This is a genomic window from Pseudomonas sp. o96-267 (assembly GCF_003935465.1).
Classification (GTDB): domain Bacteria; phylum Pseudomonadota; class Gammaproteobacteria; order Pseudomonadales; family Pseudomonadaceae; genus Aquipseudomonas; species Aquipseudomonas sediminis.
This window is the reverse complement of record NZ_RHQP01000005.1, coordinates 64,189-82,898: the sequence shown is the minus strand read 5'-3', so window position 1 is coordinate 82,898 and position 18,710 is coordinate 64,189. Positions and strand designations below refer to the sequence as shown.

At 63.0% G+C, this 18,710-nt stretch carries 16 protein-coding genes; 4 read left to right on the top strand and 12 right to left on the bottom strand.

Translation table 11 applies throughout. The annotated features are described in order from the left end of the window. Positions 1-127: 127 nt before the first annotated feature. From EGJ86_RS04790 to gcl, 10 genes are all read right to left on the bottom strand, one after another. On the bottom strand, positions 128-1,585 hold the full coding sequence (locus EGJ86_RS04790) for a DASS family sodium-coupled anion symporter (RefSeq protein ID WP_125834255.1): 1,458 nt from the start codon (positions 1,583-1,585) through the stop codon (positions 128-130). A gap of 83 nt (positions 1,586-1,668) precedes the next feature. Then, a complete protein-coding gene (locus EGJ86_RS04785) occupies positions 1,669-2,535 on the bottom strand; it encodes an ion transporter (RefSeq protein ID WP_125834254.1) in 867 nt (288 codons plus the stop codon). Between the two features lie 64 nt (positions 2,536-2,599). Then, positions 2,600-2,989: a hypothetical protein gene (locus tag EGJ86_RS04780; protein ID WP_125834253.1), complete on the bottom strand. Its 390-nt coding sequence runs from the start codon at positions 2,987-2,989 to the stop codon at positions 2,600-2,602. A 59-nt stretch (positions 2,990-3,048) separates the two neighbouring features. Next, entirely contained in the window at positions 3,049-4,074 is a 1,026-nt protein-coding gene (locus EGJ86_RS04775; RefSeq protein ID WP_125834252.1) for a DNA topoisomerase IB, read from the bottom strand. Between the two features lie 171 nt (positions 4,075-4,245). Beyond that, the gene (locus EGJ86_RS04770) at positions 4,246-5,157 is read right to left on the bottom strand and encodes an urea transporter (RefSeq protein ID WP_125834251.1); all 912 of its coding nucleotides are present in this window, start codon (positions 5,155-5,157) and stop codon (positions 4,246-4,248) included. 323 nt (positions 5,158-5,480) lie between these two features. Continuing rightward, complete coding sequence (gene pyk, locus EGJ86_RS04765; protein WP_125834250.1) at positions 5,481-6,896, bottom strand: pyruvate kinase; 1,416 nt, start codon at positions 6,894-6,896, stop codon at positions 5,481-5,483. After that, positions 6,893-8,164: a glycerate kinase gene (locus tag EGJ86_RS04760; protein ID WP_125834249.1), complete on the bottom strand. Its 1,272-nt coding sequence runs from the start codon at positions 8,162-8,164 to the stop codon at positions 6,893-6,895. The genes pyk and EGJ86_RS04760 overlap by 4 nt, the downstream gene beginning before the upstream one ends. A gap of 409 nt (positions 8,165-8,573) precedes the next feature. Continuing rightward, a complete protein-coding gene (locus tag EGJ86_RS04755; RefSeq protein WP_125834248.1) occupies positions 8,574-9,464 on the bottom strand; it encodes a 2-hydroxy-3-oxopropionate reductase in 891 nt (296 codons plus the stop codon). Positions 9,465-9,490: 26 nt separating this feature from the next. Continuing rightward, positions 9,491-10,273, bottom strand: coding sequence for a hydroxypyruvate isomerase (gene hyi, locus EGJ86_RS04750; RefSeq protein ID WP_125834247.1), 783 nt, complete (start codon positions 10,271-10,273; stop codon positions 9,491-9,493). A gap of 95 nt (positions 10,274-10,368) precedes the next feature. Next, positions 10,369-12,144, bottom strand: a complete 1,776-nt coding sequence (gene gcl, locus EGJ86_RS04745) for a glyoxylate carboligase (protein ID WP_125834246.1) — start codon at positions 12,142-12,144, stop codon at positions 10,369-10,371. 109 nt (positions 12,145-12,253) lie between these two features. Between gcl and EGJ86_RS04740 the strand changes: the two genes are divergently transcribed. Both EGJ86_RS04740 and EGJ86_RS04735 read left to right on the top strand, forming a co-directional pair. Then, entirely contained in the window at positions 12,254-13,168 is a 915-nt protein-coding gene (locus EGJ86_RS04740) for a LysR family transcriptional regulator (protein ID WP_125834245.1), read from the top strand. Between the two features lie 174 nt (positions 13,169-13,342). Next, positions 13,343-13,777 carry a heme-binding protein gene (locus EGJ86_RS04735; RefSeq protein ID WP_026088791.1) on the top strand — a complete coding sequence of 145 codons (435 nt, stop codon included), beginning with the start codon at positions 13,343-13,345 and terminating at the stop codon, positions 13,775-13,777. 279 nt (positions 13,778-14,056) lie between these two features. Here the strand turns inward: EGJ86_RS04735 and EGJ86_RS04730 are convergent, their stop codons facing one another. Next, a complete protein-coding gene (locus tag EGJ86_RS04730; RefSeq protein WP_125834244.1) occupies positions 14,057-14,701 on the bottom strand; it encodes a TetR/AcrR family transcriptional regulator in 645 nt (214 codons plus the stop codon). Between the two features lie 212 nt (positions 14,702-14,913). On the opposite strand from EGJ86_RS04730, the gene moaA reads away from it, so the two are divergent. Further along, positions 14,914-15,909: a GTP 3',8-cyclase MoaA gene (moaA, locus tag EGJ86_RS04725; protein ID WP_106734335.1), complete on the top strand. Its 996-nt coding sequence runs from the start codon at positions 14,914-14,916 to the stop codon at positions 15,907-15,909. Between the two features lie 41 nt (positions 15,910-15,950). After that, on the top strand, positions 15,951-16,790 hold the full coding sequence (locus EGJ86_RS04720) for an ABC transporter substrate-binding protein (RefSeq protein WP_106734336.1): 840 nt from the start codon (positions 15,951-15,953) through the stop codon (positions 16,788-16,790). Between the two features lie 4 nt (positions 16,791-16,794). On the opposite strand, the gene EGJ86_RS04715 is transcribed toward EGJ86_RS04720, so the two are convergent. Beyond that, a complete protein-coding gene (locus EGJ86_RS04715; RefSeq protein ID WP_125834243.1) occupies positions 16,795-18,261 on the bottom strand; it encodes an NCS1 family nucleobase:cation symporter-1 in 1,467 nt (488 codons plus the stop codon). Positions 18,262-18,710: the final 449 nt, after the last annotated feature.

Here is an 18,710-nt window from a genome sequence, read left to right as displayed (position 1 = left end):
GTTCGTTCTCGTGTCCGGGTCGCCCCCCCCCCCCACCCCTGCCCCCGGCGGGCGGGTTCCCCCCGGGTTTGATTTAAAACCCACCGCGCCCCCCGAGGGGGCGTTTTTCGTTGGCTGTGATTCGTGCTCAATGCGCCCAGATCATGCCTACCAGCAGATAGCAGATCAGCGTCACCAGCACCACGCCGAACAGGTTGAGAACGAAGCCCGCCTTGATCATCGACTGTATCTTCATGTGCCCGGTGCCGAACACGATGGCATTGGGCGGCGTTGCCACCGGCATCATGAAGGCGCAACTGGCGGCGATGGCGGCAGGAATCGCTAGCAGTTCGGCCGGCATACCCTGCGCTACGGCTAGCGCCCCCAGCAGCGGCAGGAAGGCGGCAGCGGTGGCGGTGTTGGAGGTGACTTCGGTCAGGAAGATGATCACCAGTACCACCACGCCGATCATCGCGATCACCGGCAGGGCGCTCAGTGCGCCGAGGCTTTGCGCGATCCACTCGGCCAGGCCGGTGCTGCGAATCACGCCCGCCAGCGACAGGCCGCCGCCGAATAGCAGCAGAACGCCCCAGGGCAGTTTGCTGGCGCTTTCCCAGTTCATCAGGAACACGCGCTGCTTGACGTCCACCGGAATCATGAACAGTGCCAACGCCGCAGCAATGGCGATGCTGGTGTCGTTGACGCCCGATACCCATTCGCCGATCAGCGGCTGGAACACCCAGGCCAGTGCCGTGGCCACGAACACCAGCGCCACCAGCTTCTCGCCGCGGCTCAGTGGGCCGAGTTCGGCCAGTTCGCTGCGGATCAGTTGCGTGCTGTCATGTCCGGCCAGGTTGAAGCCGCCACGGGTCAGCCACCACCAGATGAACGCCAGCATGATCACGGCTACTGGCACGCCGAGCAGCATCCACTGGCCGAAGCCGATCTGAACGTCATAGTTGTCGGCGAGGAAGGCGGCCAGCAAGGCATTCGGTGGGGTGCCGATCAGCGTGGCGATGCCACCGACACTGGCGGCGTAAGCAATCGCCAGCAGCAAGGCAGTGGCGAAGCGCTCACGATCGGCTTCGCCGGTGCTCTTCTCGCTGGTGAGCATGCCGATCACCGAAAGGCCGATAGGCAGCATCATGATGGTGGTGGCAGTGTTGCTCACCCACATGCTGAGGAAGGCCGTGGCCATCATGAAACCAGCGATCTGCCGGCTCGGCTTGCTGCCCATGGCCAGCAGCGTCATCAGCGCGATGCGCTTGTGCAGGTTCCAGCGTTCCATGGCCAGGCCCAGGACGAAACCACCGAGGAACAGGTAGATGGTCGGGTTGGCGTAGGGTGCGGTAGCGGCATTGAGGCTGTCGATGCCCAGCGCCGGGATCAACAGGATCGGCAGCAGCGAAGTGGCCGGGATCGGAATGGCTTCGGTCGACCACCAGGTGGCCATCAGCAGGGTCAGGCCGATGGTGGCCCAGGCGGTGCTGGAGAGGCCGGCTGGCGGCTCGGTGACCAGGCAGACGAGCAGTAGCAAGGGGCCCAGAATCAGACCAATCCAGGCAGCCTTGGCAGGTGCGGTGGATTCATTGGTGGTAACGGCCATGGCGCGCTTCCTTTAGCTAAAAAGTCGGGCTTTATAGCCCACAGGGCGACTTTATGACCACGCGCTGGCCAATCGGTTTTGCTTCAGTCTGTTTCAGGTGTGTTTTGCGTCGACGCTGACGGCTCGACCTGTCTGCTGAACAGCGGTCCGCCGCAGCGGCTACAGAACGCCGCACTATACTCGTGACGGTTCTTGCGACAATGCGGGCAGTCATGCTCCATCAGCCCATCCTGGCGCATGGCGTTGGCCAGTTCGGCGGTGAAAATACCGGTAGGCACCGCGATGATCGAGTAGCCGGTGATCATCACCAGCGTAGCGAGCATCTGGCCTACGGGAGTTTGCGGAGTGATGTCGCCGAAGCCCACAGTGGTCAGCGTCACCACTGCCCAGTAGATACCGGTGGGAATGCTGGTGAAGCCATTGGCTGGGCCTTCGATGACGTACATCAGCGCGCCATACACGGTGACCAGGGTCGAGACGCACACCAGAAACACCACTATCTTCTGCTTGCTGCCGCGCAGCGCTACCAGCAGGAAGTTGGCCTGAGTCAGGTACTGGCGCAGCTTGAGCACACGGAAGATACGGATCATGCGGATGACGCGGACGATCATCAGGTACTGCGCATCGGCGAACATCAACGCCAGGATCGCTGGTAGCACCGCGAGCAGATCCACCAGGCCGAAGAAACTGAAGGCATAGCGCATCGGCTTGGGCGCGCTGTACAGGCGCAAGGCGTACTCGATGGCGAACAGCGCGGTGAAAAACCACTCCAGCGCGCCGAACACAGCAGCGTGCTGATTGTGGAAGTGCTCGATGCTGTCGAGCATCACCACCACCAGGCTGGCAAGGATGGTCACCAGCAGCCAGTTGTCGAAGCGCTGAGCGGCCGGCGTGCTGGTTTCGAAGATGATGATGTAGAGGCGTTGACGCCAGCTCTGCCGGTTTTCCATGGCAAGGTCCAAATCAAGCGAAAGGGCACAGCCTAGGCAGGAAGGCGGAGCGAGGGCAAGGTTTCTAATCCCCCTCCAGCGACGACTCCTGCCTTGGATCACCGAGTACCAGGGTCTCGCCGGTGACCGGCGTCAGCCAGCCCGTGCCCATGTTACGTAGCAGCCAGTACCACTGACCGTAACGGCTGGTCAACGTGCCGGTGGCGTAGCAGGGGCCGTAGAGGTACCAGTCGTGTTCCTGGCGATTGGTGATGACAATGGCGTGGCGCAGGAAGTCGGCGACTTCCTCCGCGCTCACGCTGTAGTCCTTGCAACTGTCCACGGCCGTGTTGGGGCCCTGGCCGATCTCGATCACCTCGATCTGCTGCACCGGCCCGATCACCGTCATCACCTCTTCGGCCAGTAACGGTGCGGCCAACAGTTGCAGGCTCAGACCCAGAATCCATCCTTTCATGTAGGCATCGTTCCTTGCTGACAGCTTTCAAGTTGTAGTCGTGACTATAGATGGCGGCCTCAGGCGGGTTGCAGTTTTTCCAGAAAACGCATCAGCAGGCTTTCTTCGATGCGCAGGCCCTTGCGCGGTGTTGCCAGGCGGATGCCAGCCAGATCGCCAGTCTGGAAGGCTTCGAGCAGAGCGGGGTGGATGTAGCACTTGCGGCAGACAGCTGGCGTATTGCGCAATTGCTCAGCCACTTCCTTGACCATGGCCACCACATGTTTCTTGGCCGCACTTTCCGGCTGCCACTCGAGCTCGCGCAGCAGCGTCAGGGCTAGCGCGCTGCCGGCCCAGGTACGGTAGTGCTTGGCGGTGAAGTCGGCGCCGGTCAGTTCACGCAGGTAGTCGTTGATGTCGGTGGAGGTCACCGCGCGACGTTCGCCATCCTCGTCCAGATACTGGAACAGGTGTTGCCCGGGCAGCTCCAGGCAACGCTGGATGATGCGGGCCAGGCGGCGGTCACTGACCTGTACCTCGTGTTCGATACCGCTCTTGCCACGGAAGTGAAAGCGAATCGTGCTGCCTTGTACCTCGACGTGACGGTTGCGCAGGGTGGTCAGGCCATAGGAGCGATTTTCCCGCGCGTAGCGGGCGTTGCCGACCCGGATCAGGGTGTTGTCCAGCAGCATGATCACGGTGGCCAACACTTTCTCGCGGCGGTGCTCGCGTAGGCTCAGGTGCTGCTGCAACGCTTCCCGCAGTGCTGGCAGTGCCTTGCCGAATGCCAGCAGGCTGGCGTATTTGTCGGCATCGCGGATTTCGCGCCAGCGTGCGTGATAGCGGTACTGCTTGCGTCCGCGGGCATCGCGGCCGGTTGCTTGCAAATGGCCGTTGGCGAATGGGCAGATCCACACGTCGGTATAGGCGGGCGGCACTGCCAGGGCATCAATCCGGGCCACTTGCCGCTTGTCGTGGATGCGTTGGCCCTGGCTGTCGAAATAGCAGAACTTGCCACGCAGCTTGCGCCGGCTGATGCCCGGCATGCTGTCGTCGACATAGCGCAGGTCGGCGGGTAGATCGATGTCGTCAGGCGCTGTGCTCATCGCCAGGCATCCTGCAACGAGGCACTTAACGCAGGCGACACGGCAGTAGCAAGACAGAAAATGATGTAGCGCATTGGCATCGCTCGGCGTGGCAGATATCCATTAGCCCACCGAGCGTAGCGCTAGTTCAGTTTTTACGAGCTGAAGAGCTGCTTCTGCTGCTGCCAGGCCTCAGGAGGGTGTGCTGCGCTTTACAGCCTGTTGCCAGCTTTGAGCGCTGGCTTTCACCAGCCAGCAGGCGAGTATGAATGGCATGGTCAGGGCTGGTAGACCCAGTGCGCTGAAACCCGGTTGCAGGACCAGGGCAAGGATAATTCCCACTGCGGGGACCAATGGGCAGGGATAAACCTGGGCCAGGGCGATGGCGGTGAGGGTGGCGTTGTAGCCGTAGAGACCGGCCAGCGTGCCATCGCTGGGCCAACCGTAGACCAAGGCCAGTAGCGAGCCGCTGCTGGAGCCCAATAACGCCCACAGCGCCGTGCGGCCATCGGCCAGGCGCAAGCCGATCAGCAGACACAGGCCAGCCAGGGGCGAGTCGAGAAAAATGACCTGACCCAAGCCGCGCAGCACGCCGAGTAGCAGCTGCAGGAAACTCAGCTCCGGTACAGCGGGCTTGCCGGCTGGCGTATCGAGGGGCAGTTGTAGCCGGATGACCAGTGCCAGCATCAGCCAACCCAGCAGCACGAAGGGAAAGGTGAAGGCGGGCAGCCAGTCATGTTTGCGCATGCGCTGCATCCAGGGCGCCAGCAGCAGGCTGGAAAAGGCTGCACTGGTGATGATCAGCACGGGTAGCAGCGGTGTCCATGGCAGTTTCAGGCTGAGTAGCAGGCCGAGCAGGATGCCGTTATAGCCATACAGGCCGATGGCGATATCGGCGGGCGGGTAGCCGCGGCGTTGCGCGATCAGCATCGAGGTCAGGCCGCCGAGCAGGGCGCCGGGCAGCAGGTCAGGGGCGCCAATGAGGATGGCGATCAGCACCAGCAGGCCGCAGCCGGGGTGCTGTTGCAGGAAGATCTGAGCGAAGCCGTTGAGCAGGGCGCGCAGGCTTTGCAGGGCAGGGTGTGCGGTTGCTAGTGGAGGCATGATGTCTGTGCCAAGAGAGCCCTCTCCCCCCGCCCCTCTCCCGCAAGCGGGAGAGGGGAGCCGTCCGTGTCGCTTGGAGGAGCTACGTAGGGTGCGCCGTGCGCACCGCCAACGAGACGCAAGGTGCACACGGGCCAGGTGGCCCCGCGACACCCTACGAATCAATACAACGCGCAGCCCGTATGAAATTCGGGGCGCAGGGTCAGAGCATTCCCCGGATTTAATCCGAGCTACGGAGCTGTGTAGGGTGCGCCGTGCGCATCTTTTGTTCGTGCGTACGGCTCTCGGTGCGCATGGCGCACCCTACAGGAGTGCTGCGCGGCTCAATGCAGCGTTTCGATCCTCAGGCTGTTGGTGCTGCCGGGTTGGCCGAAGGGTTCGCCGGCGGTGATCACCACGGTTTCGCCACGTTGGGCCATGCCCTGGGCCTGGGCGATTTCCAGCGCGGTGCTGGTGACTTCCTCGACCTTGCGCAGGCGTTCGTTGACCACCGAATAGATACCCCAGGCCACGGTCAGGCGCCGCGCCGTGGTCAGGCTCGGGGTCAGGCTCAAGATCGGTGACTTGGGCCGCTCGCGCGAGGCGCGCAGGCTGCTGGCACCAGACTCGGTGTAGTTGACCAATGCGGCGACGGGCAGGATCGAGCTGATACGGCGAATGGCGCAGCTGATGGCGTCGCTGGCGGTGGCCTCGGCCTGCGGACGGCCGACGTCGAGCTGGCTCTGGTAGTCCGGGCCGTTTTCCACCTGGCGGATGATCTTGCTCATCATCTGCACGGTTTCCAGCGGATAGTCGCCGGAGGCGGTTTCGGCCGACAGCATTACCGCATCGGCGCCTTCGGCCACGGCGTTGGCCACGTCGGTGACTTCGGCGCGGGTCGGCGCCGGGGAGAAACGCATGGATTCGAGCATCTGCGTAGCCACGACCACCGGGCGGCCCAGTTGGCGGCAGGTGCGCACGATGTCCTTCTGGATACGCGGCACGTTCTCGGCCGGTACTTCCACGCCCAGGTCACCGCGCGCCACCATGATGGCGTCGCACAGCTTGGCGATTTCTTCCAGGTGGATCACCGCCGACGGCTTCTCGATCTTGGCCATCAGGAAGGCCTTGCCGCCGATCAGTTCGCGGGCTTCGACGATGTCCTCGGGGCGCTGCACGAAGGACAGCGCGACCCAGTCCACCCCCAGCTCCAGGCCGAAGGTCAGGTCGCGGCGGTCCTTCTCGGTCAGCGGCGACAGCTGCAGCACGGCCTCGGGTACGTTGACGCCCTTGCGGTCGGACAGTTCGCCACCGGCGATCACTTCGGTGATCACGGCATCATTCTGCTTGGCAGTCACTTTCAGGCGCAGGCGGCCGTCGTCCAGCAGCAGGCTCATGCCCGGCTGCAGGGCTTCGATGATTTCCGGGTGGGGCAGGTTGACCCGCTTTGCGTCGCCGGGCGTCTTGTCCAGATCGAGGCGCAGGCTCTGGCCGTTGACCAGTTGCACCTTGCCTTCGGCAAAGCGGCCGACGCGCAGCTTCGGCCCCTGCAGGTCCATGAGGATGCCGATGGGCTGATTCAGCTCGCGCTCCACCTCGCGCACCCACTGGTAGCGCTGGGCGTGGTCGGCGTGTTCGCCGTGGCTGAAGTTGAGGCGAAACAGGTTGACCCCGGCTTCCACCAGTTGGCGGATGTGTGCGGCATCGCGGATGGCCGGGCCGAGGGTGGCGAGGATCTTTACTTTCTTGTCGGCGTTCATTGGTCGTTCTCGAGAATCAAAATGGCGCGGAAATCGTTGACGTTGGTACGGGTCGGGCCGGTGACGATCAATTCGTCGAGGGCGGCGAAGTAGCCATAGCCGTTGTTGTCGTCCAGTTCGTCGCGGGCGCTCAGGCCCTTGATGCCGGCGCGGGCGTAGCTGTAGGGCGTCATGATGGCGCCGGCGTTGTCTTCGGAGCCGTCGATGCCGTCGGTATCGCCGGCCAGCGCGTAGACACCGGGCAGGCCCTTGAGGCTGTCGGTGAGGCTGAGGAGGAATTCGGCATTGCGCCCGCCACGGCCGTTGCCGCGCACGGTGACGGTGGTTTCGCCGCCGGAGAGGATGACGCAGGGCGGTTTGATCGGCTGGCGGTGCAGCTGCACCTGGCGGGCGATGCCCGCATGCACCTTGGCCACGTCGCGCGACTCGCCTTCCAGGTCGCCGAGGATCAGCACCGGGAAACCGGCGGCTTCGGCCTTGGCCGCGGCGGCGTCGAGCGACTGCTGCGGGGTGGCGATCAATTGGAAGTGGCTACGAGCGAGTACCGGATCGCCGGGCTTGACCGTTTCCGAGCGTGGGTCCTGCAGCCAGCTGCGTACGTTGGCCGGGATGTCGATGGCGTAGCGGGCAAGAATCGCCAGGGCTTCGGCCGAGGTGGTCGGGTCGCCCACGGTGGGGCCGGAGGCAATCACCGTGGCTTCGTCACCGGGCACGTCGGAGATGGCGTAGGTGTACACGGTGGCCGGCCAGCAGGCCTTGGCCAGACGGCCGCCCTTGATCGCCGAGAGGTGCTTGCGTACGCAGTTCATCTCACCGATGGTGGCGCCGGATTTGAGCAGGGCCTTGTTGATCGCCTGCTTGTCCTTGAGGCTGATACCCTCGGCCGGCAGCGCCAGCAGCGAGGAGCCGCCACCGGAGAGAAGGAAGATCACCCGGTCGTCTTCGCTGAGGTTCGACACCAGCTCCAGCACGCGGCGCGCGACACGCTCGCCGGCATCGTCCGGCACCGGGTGTGCGGCTTCCACCACTTCGATCTTCTTGCAGTCGGCGCCGTGCTCGTAGCGGGTCACCACCAGGCCGCTGACCTCGCCTTGCCATTCCTGCTCGATGACCTCGGCCATCGCTGCTGCGGCCTTACCGGCGCCGATGACGATGACGCGGCCACTGCGGTCGGCGGGCAGATGATCGGCCAGCACCTGGCGCGGATGCGCGGCAGCGATGGCGGTGGCGAACAGGTCGCGCAGCAGGCGTTGCGGGTCGAAGGTCATGGCGATGTTCTCTTGTTCTGGGGTGACGCTGGATGATCGTTCCCGCGTCCGCGTGTAACGCCTGGCGAGACGCTAAGGTGTCTGCTGTTGTGTGACGCGGAGCGTCACGAGATGCATGCCCACGCAGCGCGTGGGAACGATCAATGTTCTTTCGCTGGATCGATTCCAGTCCGCAGGCGCCGCGTGGCAGCGACTGGGGAGTGGAATCGACCTTCCTGGCAATCGGGCCGTGACACCTCCTGCCAGGAAGGTCGAAAGGGTGGGCCAGAAGCAAAGCCCCTCTCCCTGACCCTCTCCCATAAATGAGAGAGGGGATTGGTTTGGCGTACGCCGAAAATCGGTATAACGCCGAGCTGCTTGTCTCCCCTCTCCCGCATGCGGGAGAGGGGCCGGGGGAGAGGGCGCTCTGTTACTCGCCGCGGATATTGAAGTTGGCCATGTGCTCCAGACCCTTGATCAGGCCGGAGTGGTCCCAACCGCTGCCGCCGAGGGCCGCGCAGGTGCTGAACACTTGCTGGGCGTTGGCGGTGTTGGGCAGGTTCAGGCCCAGTTCACGAGCGCCGGACAGCGCCAGGTTGAGGTCCTTCTGGTGCAGGCTGATGCGGAAGCCCGGATCGAAGGTGCCCTTGATCATGCGCTCGCCGTGTACTTCGAGGATTTTCGAGCCGGCGAAGCCCCCCATCAGCGCTTCACGCACCTTGGCAGGATCGGCGCCGTTCTTGGCGGCGAACAGCAGGGCTTCGGCCACTGCCTGGATGTTCAGCGCGACGATGATCTGGTTGGCCACCTTGGCGGTCTGGCCGTCGCCATTGCCGCCGACGCGGGTGATGTTCTTGCCTATGGCCTGGAACAGCGGCAGGGCGCGTTCGAAGGCGTTCGGGCAGCCACCGACCATGATCGACAGGGTAGCGGCTTTGGCACCGACTTCACCGCCGGACACCGGGGCGTCCAGGTAGGCGGCGCCGGTGGCCTTGATCTTCTCGGCGAAAGTCTTGGTCGCGGTGGGGGAGATCGAGCTCATGTCGATCACTACCTTGCCAGCGCCAACGCCCGCGGCAACGCCATCGGCGCGGAACAGCACGTCTTCGACCTGCGGGGTGTCGGGCACCATGACGATGATGAATTCGGCTTCCTGGGTGACTTCCTTCGGGTTGGCCAGGGCGATGCCGTTGTCGCCAACCAGGTCGGCCGGGGCCTTGTCGAAGTGCTCGGAGAAGAACAGGGTGTGGCCGGCTTTCTGCAGGTTCTGCGCCATGGGTTTGCCCATGATGCCGGTGCCGATGAATCCGATTTTAGCCATGAGAGATTGCTCCTGAAGAGTGGGGCTCAGATTGCGTTGTGCGCTTTCATCCAGCCGAGGCCGGCAGCGGTGGTGGTTGCCGGCTTGTATTCACAGCCGATCCAGCCCTGGTAGCCGATGCGATCCAGGTGCTCGAAGAGGAAGCGGTAGTTGATCTCGCCAGTGCCCGGCTCGTTGCGGCCCGGGTTGTCGGCCAATTGCACGTGGTTGATGGCGGCCAGGTTGCTTTCAACCGTACGGGCCAGGTCACCTTCCATGATCTGCATGTGGTAGATGTCGTACTGCAGGTACAGGTTGGTGCTGCCGACCTTGTCGCGGATGTCCAGCGCCTGCTTGGTGTTGTTCAGGTAGAAGCCAGGGATGTCGCGGGTGTTGATGGCTTCCATGACCAGGCGAATGCCGGCGCCAGCCAGCTTGTCAGCGGCGTAGCGCAGGTTGTCGACGAAGGTCTTCTCGACGGTGGCGCAGTCCACGCCCTGCGGGCGGATGCCGGCCAGGCAGTTGATCTGCTTGTTGCCCAGCACCTTGGCGTAGGCGATGGCCTTGTCGACGCCAGCGCGAAATTCCTCGACGCGATCCGGGTGGCAGGCAATGCCGCGCTCGCCCTTGGCCCAGTCGCCGGCGAGCAGGTTGAACAGCACCTGCTCGAGCTTGTTGGCGTCCAGGCGGGCCTTGATCTCTTCTACCGCGAAGTCATAGGGGAAGAGGTATTCCACGCCGCTGAAACCGGCTTCGGCGGCAGCGGCGAAACGGTCCAGAAAGTCCACTTCGGTGAACAGCATGGACAGGTTGGCAGCAAAACGGGGCATGGTTGGCTCCTTGTCGTGGTGCAATTTCGTAGGGTGCGCCGTGCGCACCTGGTGGTACGCACTTATATGGCGGTGCGCGTGGCGCACCCTGCGGATCAGTCGAGCAGCGAGATGGCGGTCGGGGCGTCGCCGCCGCGCTCGGCCAGTTCCTCGAACTCGTTGATGGCGTTGATCTCGGTGCCCATGGAGATGTTGGTGACACGCTCCAGGATGATCTCGACGACCACCGGTACGCGGTGCTCGGCCATCAGGCGCTTGGCTTCGGCGAAGGCGTTCTGCAGCTCGTTCGGGTCGAACACGCGGATCGCCTTGCAGCCCAGGCCCTCGACTACCGCGACGTGGTCGACGCCGTAACCGTTGAGCTCCGGCGCGTTGATGTTCTCGAACGCCAGTTGCACGCAGTAATCGATGTCGAAGCCGCGCTGCGCCTGACGGATCAGGCCCAGGTAGGAGTTGTTCACCAGCACGTGGATGTAGGGCAGGTTGAACTGCGCACCGACGGCCAGTTCCTCGATCATGAACTGGAAGTCATAGTCGCCAGACAGCGCCACGACCTGACGCTGCGGGGCGGCCTTGACCACCCCCAACGCTGCCGGAATGGTCCAGCCCAGCGGACCGGCCTGGCCGCAGTTGATCCAGTGACGCGGCTTGTACACGTGCAGGAACTGAGCACCGGCGATCTGTGACAGACCGATGGTGCTGACGTAGCAGGTGTCCTTGCCGAAGGCTTCGTTCATCTCTTCGTACACGCGCTGCGGTTTGGCCGGCACGTTGTCGAAGTGGGTCTTGCGCTGCAGGGTACGCTTGCGCTCACGGCAGGACTCGACCCAGGCGCTACGGTCTTTCAGCTTGCCGGCGGCTTTCCACTCGCGGGCCACTTCGAGGAAGGCGTCCAGTGCTTTGCCAGCGTCGGAGGCGATGCCCAGATCCGGGTTGAACACGCGACCAATCTGCGTCGGTTCGATGTCGACGTGGATGAACTTGCGGCCTTCGGTGTAGACGTCGACCGAGCCGGTGTGGCGGTTAGCCCAGCGGTTGCCGATGCCGAATACCAGGTCGGAGGCGAGCAGGGTGGCGTTGCCGTAACGGTGCGAGGTCTGCAGACCGACCATGCCGACCATCAGCTTATGATCGTCGGGGATCGCGCCCCAGCCCATCAGCGTCGGCACTACCGGCACGCCGGTCAGCTCGGCGAATTCGACCAGTTTGTCCGCCGCATCGGCATTGAAGATACCGCCACCAGCGACCAGCAGCGGGCGCTCGGCCTCGTTGAGCATGGCGATGGCTTTCTCGGCCTGGACGCGGCTGGTGCTCGGCTTGGCAACCGGCAGCGGCTCGTAGGCGTCGATGTCGAATTCGATCTCGGCCATCTGCACGTCGAACGGCAGGTCGATCAGCACCGGGCCAGGACGGCCACTGCGCATTTCATGGAAGGCACGCTGGAAGGCGCGCGGCACCTGGCCAGGCTCCATCACGGTGGTGGCCCACTTGGTCACCGGACCGACGATGCTGGTGATGTCGACTGCCTGGAAATCTTCCTTGTGCATACGGGCACGCGGCGCCTGGCCGGTGATGCACAAAATTGGAATGGAGTCGGCGGACGCCGAGTACAGGCCGGTGACCATGTCGGTGCCGGCGGGGCCGGAGGTGCCGATGCACACGCCGATGTTGCCGGCATTGGTGCGGGTGTAACCCTCGGCCATGTGCGAAGCGCCTTCGACGTGACGGGCCAGGACGTGATCGATGCCACCGAGTTTCTTCAGTGCGGCATACAGGGGGTTGATGGCAGCGCCGGGGACGCCGAACGCGATATCAACGCCTTCGCGACGCATCACCAGTACGGCTGCCTCGATTGCTCTCATTCTGGCCATGACCATTCCTCTCGAATCGGTTGTTTTTCTGTTGAGGGAGAGGATGACCGCTGGGCGAAAGAGGGGGAATTGATGGATACTTCAGTTCTGTCGATATCTGGAGTATCGGATGGACCGTCATACCCTTATCCGTAGTTTCGTTCTGGTTGCCGACAACGGCAGCTTCGCTTCGGCAGCCCTCAGCGAGGGCGTTACGCCCGTGGTGATGGGCCGGCGGCTGGATGCGCTCGAGCAACACCTGGGCGTCAAGCTGATGCACCGCTCCACGCGCGGGCTGCAACTGACCGACCTGGGCGAGCAGTACCTTGAGCGTGCCCGCAACCTGCTCAAGGACTTCGACGAAGCCGACGCCAGCGTTGCGCGTGGTGGCAAGTCGGTGCGCGGGCATCTGGTGGTGTCCGCACCGGCGGCGTTCGGTCGACGCCATATCGCGCCCCATGCACCGTCGTTTCTGGCGCGATACCCAGACCTCAAGCTGTCGTTCAACTTCACTGACAGCGTGGTGGATCTGGTGCGTCAGGGCTACGACATGGGCATTCGTATCGGTGAGGTCACCGACCCCAACTACGTGGCGCTCAAGCTGTTTCCCAATCGCCGAGTGGTTTGCGGCGCGCCGCGTTATTTCGAGTTGTATGGTGTGCCGCGCACGCCGGATGACCTGGTGCGGCACAACTGCCTGGCGTTCAACATGCAGGGTGGCCAGCAACGCGGCTGGACCTTCCTGCGTGACGGCCGACAGGTGGCGGTGAAGGTGGCCGGCAACCTCGACTGCAACGATGGCGAGCTGCTCTATAGCTGGGTCAAGCAGGGGCTGGGGATCGGCTGGCGCTCCACCTGGGAGATCCAGGCCGAGCTGAAAGCGGGCGAGTTGGTGACGGTGCTCGACGAGTACGCCCTGCCAGCCTACGACATCCAGGCGGTGTTCCCGCAGCAGCGTTATCTGCCGGCCAAGGTGCGTTTCTTCATCGATTATCTGAAAGGCATCTACAACACGCCGGGCTACTGGGAAGCCCGTAATGGGTAAGGGTTATTCGATACTTTGATTGAGTTATTTGATTTTAATTTTTGTGCACAAAAATTATTTTAATTGTGCTCAGTGATTGTAATCGGTTTCTCCTTCGGCTATTTCATAGGGCGTTTTCTGATGCCGCGCACTTGTGTGTGGATGCCCGTATCTGCAGTTTTGGAGATTGCCTCTATGAGTAGCCTTAACCTGAATGTCGCTTTGAACATCACCCTCAATGCTCTCGCCGTGGGGCGAGAGATAAAGGCGGCGCCGCTGACAGTCGCGGTGCTGGATGCTGGTGGACACCTGATCAGCCTGCAGCGCGAGGACGGCGCCAGCCTGCTGCGCCCGCAGATCGCCATTGGCAAGGCCTGGGGTGCATTGGCCCTAGGCAAGGGCTCGCGGCTGATCGCTGCCGACGCGCAGCAACGTCCGGCGTTCATCGGTGCGGTCAACAATCTGGCGCAGGGCAGCCTGATCCCGGCCCCGGGTGGGGTTTTGATTCGTGACGAGCGCGGCGAGGTGATCGGCGCCGTCGGCATCACCGGCGACACCTCGGACATCGACGAGCAGTGCGCGGTGAGTGCGCTGGAGTCGCTCGGCCTGAAGGCGGATGCGGGGGCGTAGGGTTCCAGAGTAGCCGCAGGGCTGACCGGATCGCCGGCCGCTCGTAGCGACGCTAATAGTCGGTCATTGCAACGGCGTACTGCTGCGCGAGTACGCCCTACGGGATGTGGTCTGAAGGCCGAAGCTGGGCGTGAAATCTCAGGGCAGGCGTAGGGCGGACTCAGCGAGCGCCAGCGAGCAGTCCGCCATGCCCCTGCAACTGCGTGCTGCGCTCGAGCGCTCGGCGTATGCACGCCCTACAGTGACGGAGGTCGGAACGCCCTACGGTGGAACAGTCGCCTAGGCGCTGGTCACCAGTTCGGAGGCCATCGACGGCATCGGGCTGCCGTCGCAACCCTTGAGCACCAGCCGAATGATGGTCTGCGCCGCAGCTTCGTAGTCGGCGTCGTCCAGGCTGGCCTTGCCGGTTACGGTGGAGATCTGCCAGTCGAAGTCGGCGTAGGTCTGGGTCGCTGCCCAGATGCTGAACAGCAGGTGATGCGGGTCGACCTGCGCCATCAGGCCCTGATCGATCCAGCGCTGGATGCAGGCGATGTTGTGCTTGGCCTGGGCGTTGAGCTGTTCGGTCTGTTCCGGCGACAGGTGCGGTGCACCGTGCATGATCTCGCTGGCGAATACCTTGGAGGCATGCGGCAGTTCACGGGAGATGCGGATCTTCGAGCGGATGTAGGCGGTCAGCACTTCGCTCGGATGGCCCGGCTGGTTGAAGGGGGCAGAGGCGGCCAGCAGTGGCTCGATGATGCTTTCCAGGACCTCGCGGTAGAGGTTTTCCTTGGACTTGAAGTAGTAGTAGACGTTGGGCTTGGGCAGGCCTGCCTTGGCCGCAATGTCACTGGTCTTGGTGGCGGCGAAGCCCTTGTCGGCGAACTCTTCGCTGGCTGCGCGCAGGATGAGCTCTTTGTTACGCTCGCGAATGCTGGTCATAAGGCCCTGTGGTTTGCTCTGCCGCCGGGCGGCGGTCGGGCATGGTAGCACCGGCTTTGCGCGAGGCTCAAGCCAGCGGCCACGGGCTGCTCAGCGCTTAACTGACTCTCGGGTCAAATTTCTGTATACAAGAATTCGCTTTTCTGTTTCTATCGCGCATAGCGTTATCCATGACAAAAAGTCTCGGCGCGTGACGCTGCAGGAGACCCACCGTGAATACCCATCAGCTCGTCGACCCCTTCGGTCGGCGCATCACCTACCTGCGTTTGTCGGTGACCGATCGCTGCGATTTTCGCTGCACCTACTGCATGAGCGAGGACATGGTCTTCGCCCCGCGCCAGCAGATTCTCAGCCTGGAAGAGCTGTATGCCGTGGCCGACGCCTTTATCGGGCTGGGTGTGCGGCGTATTCGCATCACCGGCGGCGAGCCATTGGTACGCAAGAATCTGCTGAGCCTGTTGCAGCGCCTGGGTGAGCGTGACGAGCTGGATGACCTGGCCATTACCACCAATGGCTCGCAACTGGCGGAGATGGCCGCGCCGTTGCGCGCGGCGGGTGTGCGGCGCTTGAACATCAGCCTGGACTCCCTGCAGCGCGAGCGCTTCGCCGCCTTCACCCGACGCGACAAGCTCGACCAGGTGCTGGCCGGTATCGACGCCGCGCGTGCCGCCGGCTTCGACAGGATCAAGCTCAACAGCGTGGTGCAGAGCGGGCGTAACGACGACGAGGTGCTGGATCTGGTCGAGTTCGCCATCGAGCGCGGCCTGGATATCAGCTTCATCGAGGAAATGCCGTTGGGCAGCGTGGTCAGCCACAGCCGCGAGCAGACCTTCTGCTCCAGCGACGAGGTGCGCCAGCGCATCGAACAGCGGCATGCGTTGGTGCGCAGCAGCAAGGTTACTGGCGGGCCATCGCGCTACTGGCAGGTGCTCGGTACGCAGACCCAGGTAGGGTTCATCTCGCCACACAGTCACAACTTCTGCGGCGACTGCAACCGTGTGCGGGTCACCGCCGAGGGCAAGTTGGTGCTGTGTCTCGGCCATGACAACGCGCTGGATCTCAAGCGCCTGTTGCGCGCGCATCCGGGTGACGGCGAGTGCCTGCGCCAGGCGTTGATCGAGGCGCTGCGGCTCAAACCCGAGCGGCACCATTTTGCTACCGACGAGCAGGTACAGGTGGTGCGCTTCATGAGCATGACCGGCGGCTAGGCCGTCACCGCAATCTCAAAACAACAATAAGGAGGCTCTTGATGCAGCCTGTACGACTGTGCCTGTTTTCCACCATTCTGCTGACGCCCGCTGTCCTGGCGCAGACCTACGTGGTCGGTGTCGAGGACCTGCCATTCGCGCCGCACTACAGCCTCGATGGCGAGGGACAGTACCGTGGTTTCGCCCGCGAGGTGCTGGATGCCTTCGCCGCCGATAGTGGCCTGAGCCTGAGCTACAAGGCGTTGCCGGTGGATCAGTTGCTGCCGGCCCTGCAGCGCGGCGAGATCGACTTCAAGTACCCGGACAGTCCGCACTGGGCCGGCGCGCAAAAGGCGGGCATGGCGCTGCACTACAGCCAGGCCGTGGTCGACTACGTCGATGGTGCGCTGGTCGCGCCGCAGCGCCAGGGGCAGCCGTTGGAAAACATTCATCGCCTGGCGATGGTGCAGGGCTGGACGCCGCGTGGATACGAGCAGCGTATCGACAGTGGGCAGATCCAGCTGAGTTACAGCGACGATCTGCGCCAGATGATTCGTCAGGCCTTGAAGCAGGAGACTGACGGCGCCTACTTCAATGTGGTGGTGGCCACCCATTATCTGGACAACATTCGCGCCCGGCTTGGTGCCTTGGTGTTCGACCCCAAGTTGCCGCACACCCGTGGCAGTTTTCATCTGTCGAGTCAGCGCCATCCGCAGCTGATCGCCCGTTTCGATCGTTTTCTCACGGAACACGCGGCCCAGGTGGCGGCGCTCAAGGCGAGCTATCGGGTAGAGGCCAATCTCGATAGTGAGTACATGGGGGTCGAGCAATGGAAGGTGGACTTTCTCGAGCGGCAGAAAGAAAAAGCCGGCGCACAGGCGCCGGCTTCCTCACGTCAGTGAGTGCTCAGAGGCTGGCGTCGGCGCGTTTCAGTGCCTGCGCCTGGCCATGCATCAGGCCATAGTGCAGTACGGCGCCGAGCAGGGCGCCAAGCAGCCAGGCGTAGCCAGACAGGTGGCTCAGAACGGGCGCCCATACCGAGGCGACGGAGAATACGGAACCGATGGCGAAGGCGAGCATCGCCTTGCGGTTCCAGCCGCCGTCGAAGTAATAGGCCGAACCGACCTCGGCGCTGAACAGCTGCTGCAGGTCGAGCTTGCGGCGACGCACCAGGTAGTAGTCGGCGACGATGATGCCGTATAGCGGAGCCAGCACCGCGCCCAAGGTGTCGACGAAGGCGGCGATACCGACGCTGCTGATGAAGGCCACCCACAGGGCGCCGATGAAGAAGGCGATGCCGGCGGTGATGAAGCCACCGGTGCGGGCGCTGATGTGTGCTGGTGCCAGGTTGGCCAGGTCGTAAGCTGGCGGGATGAAGTTGGCCACCAGGTTGATGCCCACGGTCGCGGCGAAGAAGGTCAGCGCGGCGATGATGGTCAGGGTCAGGTTGTCGACACGCGCAACGATATCGGTCGGGTTGGTTAGCGTTTCGCCGAACACCACCACGGTGCCGGCGGTGATCACCAGCGCGATCAGCGAGAAGATTGCCAGGCTCACCGGCAGGCCGAGGAAATTGCCGATGGTCATCTGCTTCTCGCTTTTGACGAAGCGGGCGAAGTCGCCGTAGTTGATCACCACCGCGGCGAAGTAGGCGACCATGGTACCGACTACCGCGAAGAACGCGGCCACCGGGCCAGCGGTATACTCACCGCTGCCGCTGAAGATGTTGCCTAGCTCACTGAGCAGGCTCGGGCCGGCCTGGTACCAGATCAGGCCCATCAGCACGATCATCACCAAGTAGACCAGCGGCCCGGCCCAGTTGAGGAAGCGGGTGATCCAGCTCATGCCGCAGACAAAAAGGCTGACCTGGAACACGCAGACGATCACGTAGGACAGCCAGCCAATGGCGGTCAGCCCCATATAGACGGCCGGGTTCTGTGGCTCCAGCAGCGAGTTGAGTAGCAGGGCGACTGCGGTGGAAGCGAAGTAGGTCTGCACGCCGTACCAGAAGATGGCGACGATGCCACGTACCAGTGCGGGGAAGTTGGCGCCGCGTACGCCCATGCTGGCGCGGGCGAACACCGGGAAGGGGATGCCGTATTTGACGCTGGGTTTGCCGGTCAGTTGTACCAGGCCCATGACGATGCAGCCGGCGAGGACGATACCGGCCAGCACCGCCCAGCCATTGAGCCCGTAGGAGATGAACAGCGTCGCCGCCAGGGTGTAGCCGAACAGGCTTTGAATGTCGTTCGACCAGACGTTGAAAATCTCGAACCAGCCCCAGGTACGTTTTTCTGGGGCCAGTGGGGCGAGGTCCTCGTTGTGTAGCGAGGGATCGATGTGCTTGATGCGAAAGTCTTCGGTGGTGGACATGGACAGCTCCCAGTTTTGTTCTTGCGCCGCGGCGATCTATGAGGAGATTTGTCTGCAGGTTTCGTTCCGATTTTGTATTCGCGTCGTGACTGAATCGATGTATACAGCCATTTCGACAGTGTTTCGGTCGTAACCTGAATGTCTTGTACACAGAAAATACGTTGCTGAATATGGCTTTCGGATAAATTGCACACAAAAATCAGATATATTGTGATCAAAAACTTGACTTTACGGTCAGTTGTATGGCTGCAAGCTATTGATTGAAAAGCGCCTGGGAGTGCCAGGTTGTGCACCGGCGTGGTGCTGAGGTGTATTGGCTGGCGCTGGGTTGGTGCGGCGATACAGACCGCTTTGTCAAAGGCGGTGCGTACGGCGCATCCTGCGGATGGTGTCCTGCTGCGTAGTGTGTGTCGTACGCACCTGCCATTGATCGGTCAAAGAAAAAGGGG

Bases quoted from the DNA above. Each gene is read 5' to 3' on its own strand.
- EGJ86_RS04790 (WP_125834255.1), bottom strand. From the start codon at position 1,585: ATGGCCGTTACCACCAATGAATCCACCGCACCTGCCAAGGCTGCCTGG.
- EGJ86_RS04785 (WP_125834254.1), bottom strand. From the start codon at position 2,535: ATGGAAAACCGGCAGAGCTGGCGTCAACGCCTCTACATCATCATCTTC.
- EGJ86_RS04780 (WP_125834253.1), bottom strand. From the start codon at position 2,989: ATGAAAGGATGGATTCTGGGTCTGAGCCTGCAACTGTTGGCCGCACCG.
- EGJ86_RS04775 (WP_125834252.1), bottom strand. From the start codon at position 4,074: ATGAGCACAGCGCCTGACGACATCGATCTACCCGCCGACCTGCGCTAT.
- EGJ86_RS04770 (WP_125834251.1), bottom strand. From the start codon at position 5,157: ATGCCTCCACTAGCAACCGCACACCCTGCCCTGCAAAGCCTGCGCGCC.
- pyk (WP_125834250.1), bottom strand. From the start codon at position 6,896: ATGAACGCCGACAAGAAAGTAAAGATCCTCGCCACCCTCGGCCCGGCC.
- EGJ86_RS04760 (WP_125834249.1), bottom strand. From the start codon at position 8,164: ATGACCTTCGACCCGCAACGCCTGCTGCGCGACCTGTTCGCCACCGCC.
- EGJ86_RS04755 (WP_125834248.1), bottom strand. From the start codon at position 9,464: ATGGCTAAAATCGGATTCATCGGCACCGGCATCATGGGCAAACCCATG.
- hyi (WP_125834247.1), bottom strand. From the start codon at position 10,273: ATGCCCCGTTTTGCTGCCAACCTGTCCATGCTGTTCACCGAAGTGGAC.
- gcl (WP_125834246.1), bottom strand. From the start codon at position 12,144: ATGGCCAGAATGAGAGCAATCGAGGCAGCCGTACTGGTGATGCGTCGC.
- EGJ86_RS04740 (WP_125834245.1), top strand. From the start codon at position 12,254: ATGGACCGTCATACCCTTATCCGTAGTTTCGTTCTGGTTGCCGACAAC.
- EGJ86_RS04735 (WP_026088791.1), top strand. From the start codon at position 13,343: ATGAGTAGCCTTAACCTGAATGTCGCTTTGAACATCACCCTCAATGCT.
- EGJ86_RS04730 (WP_125834244.1), bottom strand. From the start codon at position 14,701: ATGACCAGCATTCGCGAGCGTAACAAAGAGCTCATCCTGCGCGCAGCC.
- EGJ86_RS04720 (WP_106734336.1), top strand. From the start codon at position 15,951: ATGCAGCCTGTACGACTGTGCCTGTTTTCCACCATTCTGCTGACGCCC.
- EGJ86_RS04715 (WP_125834243.1), bottom strand. From the start codon at position 18,261: ATGTCCACCACCGAAGACTTTCGCATCAAGCACATCGATCCCTCGCTA.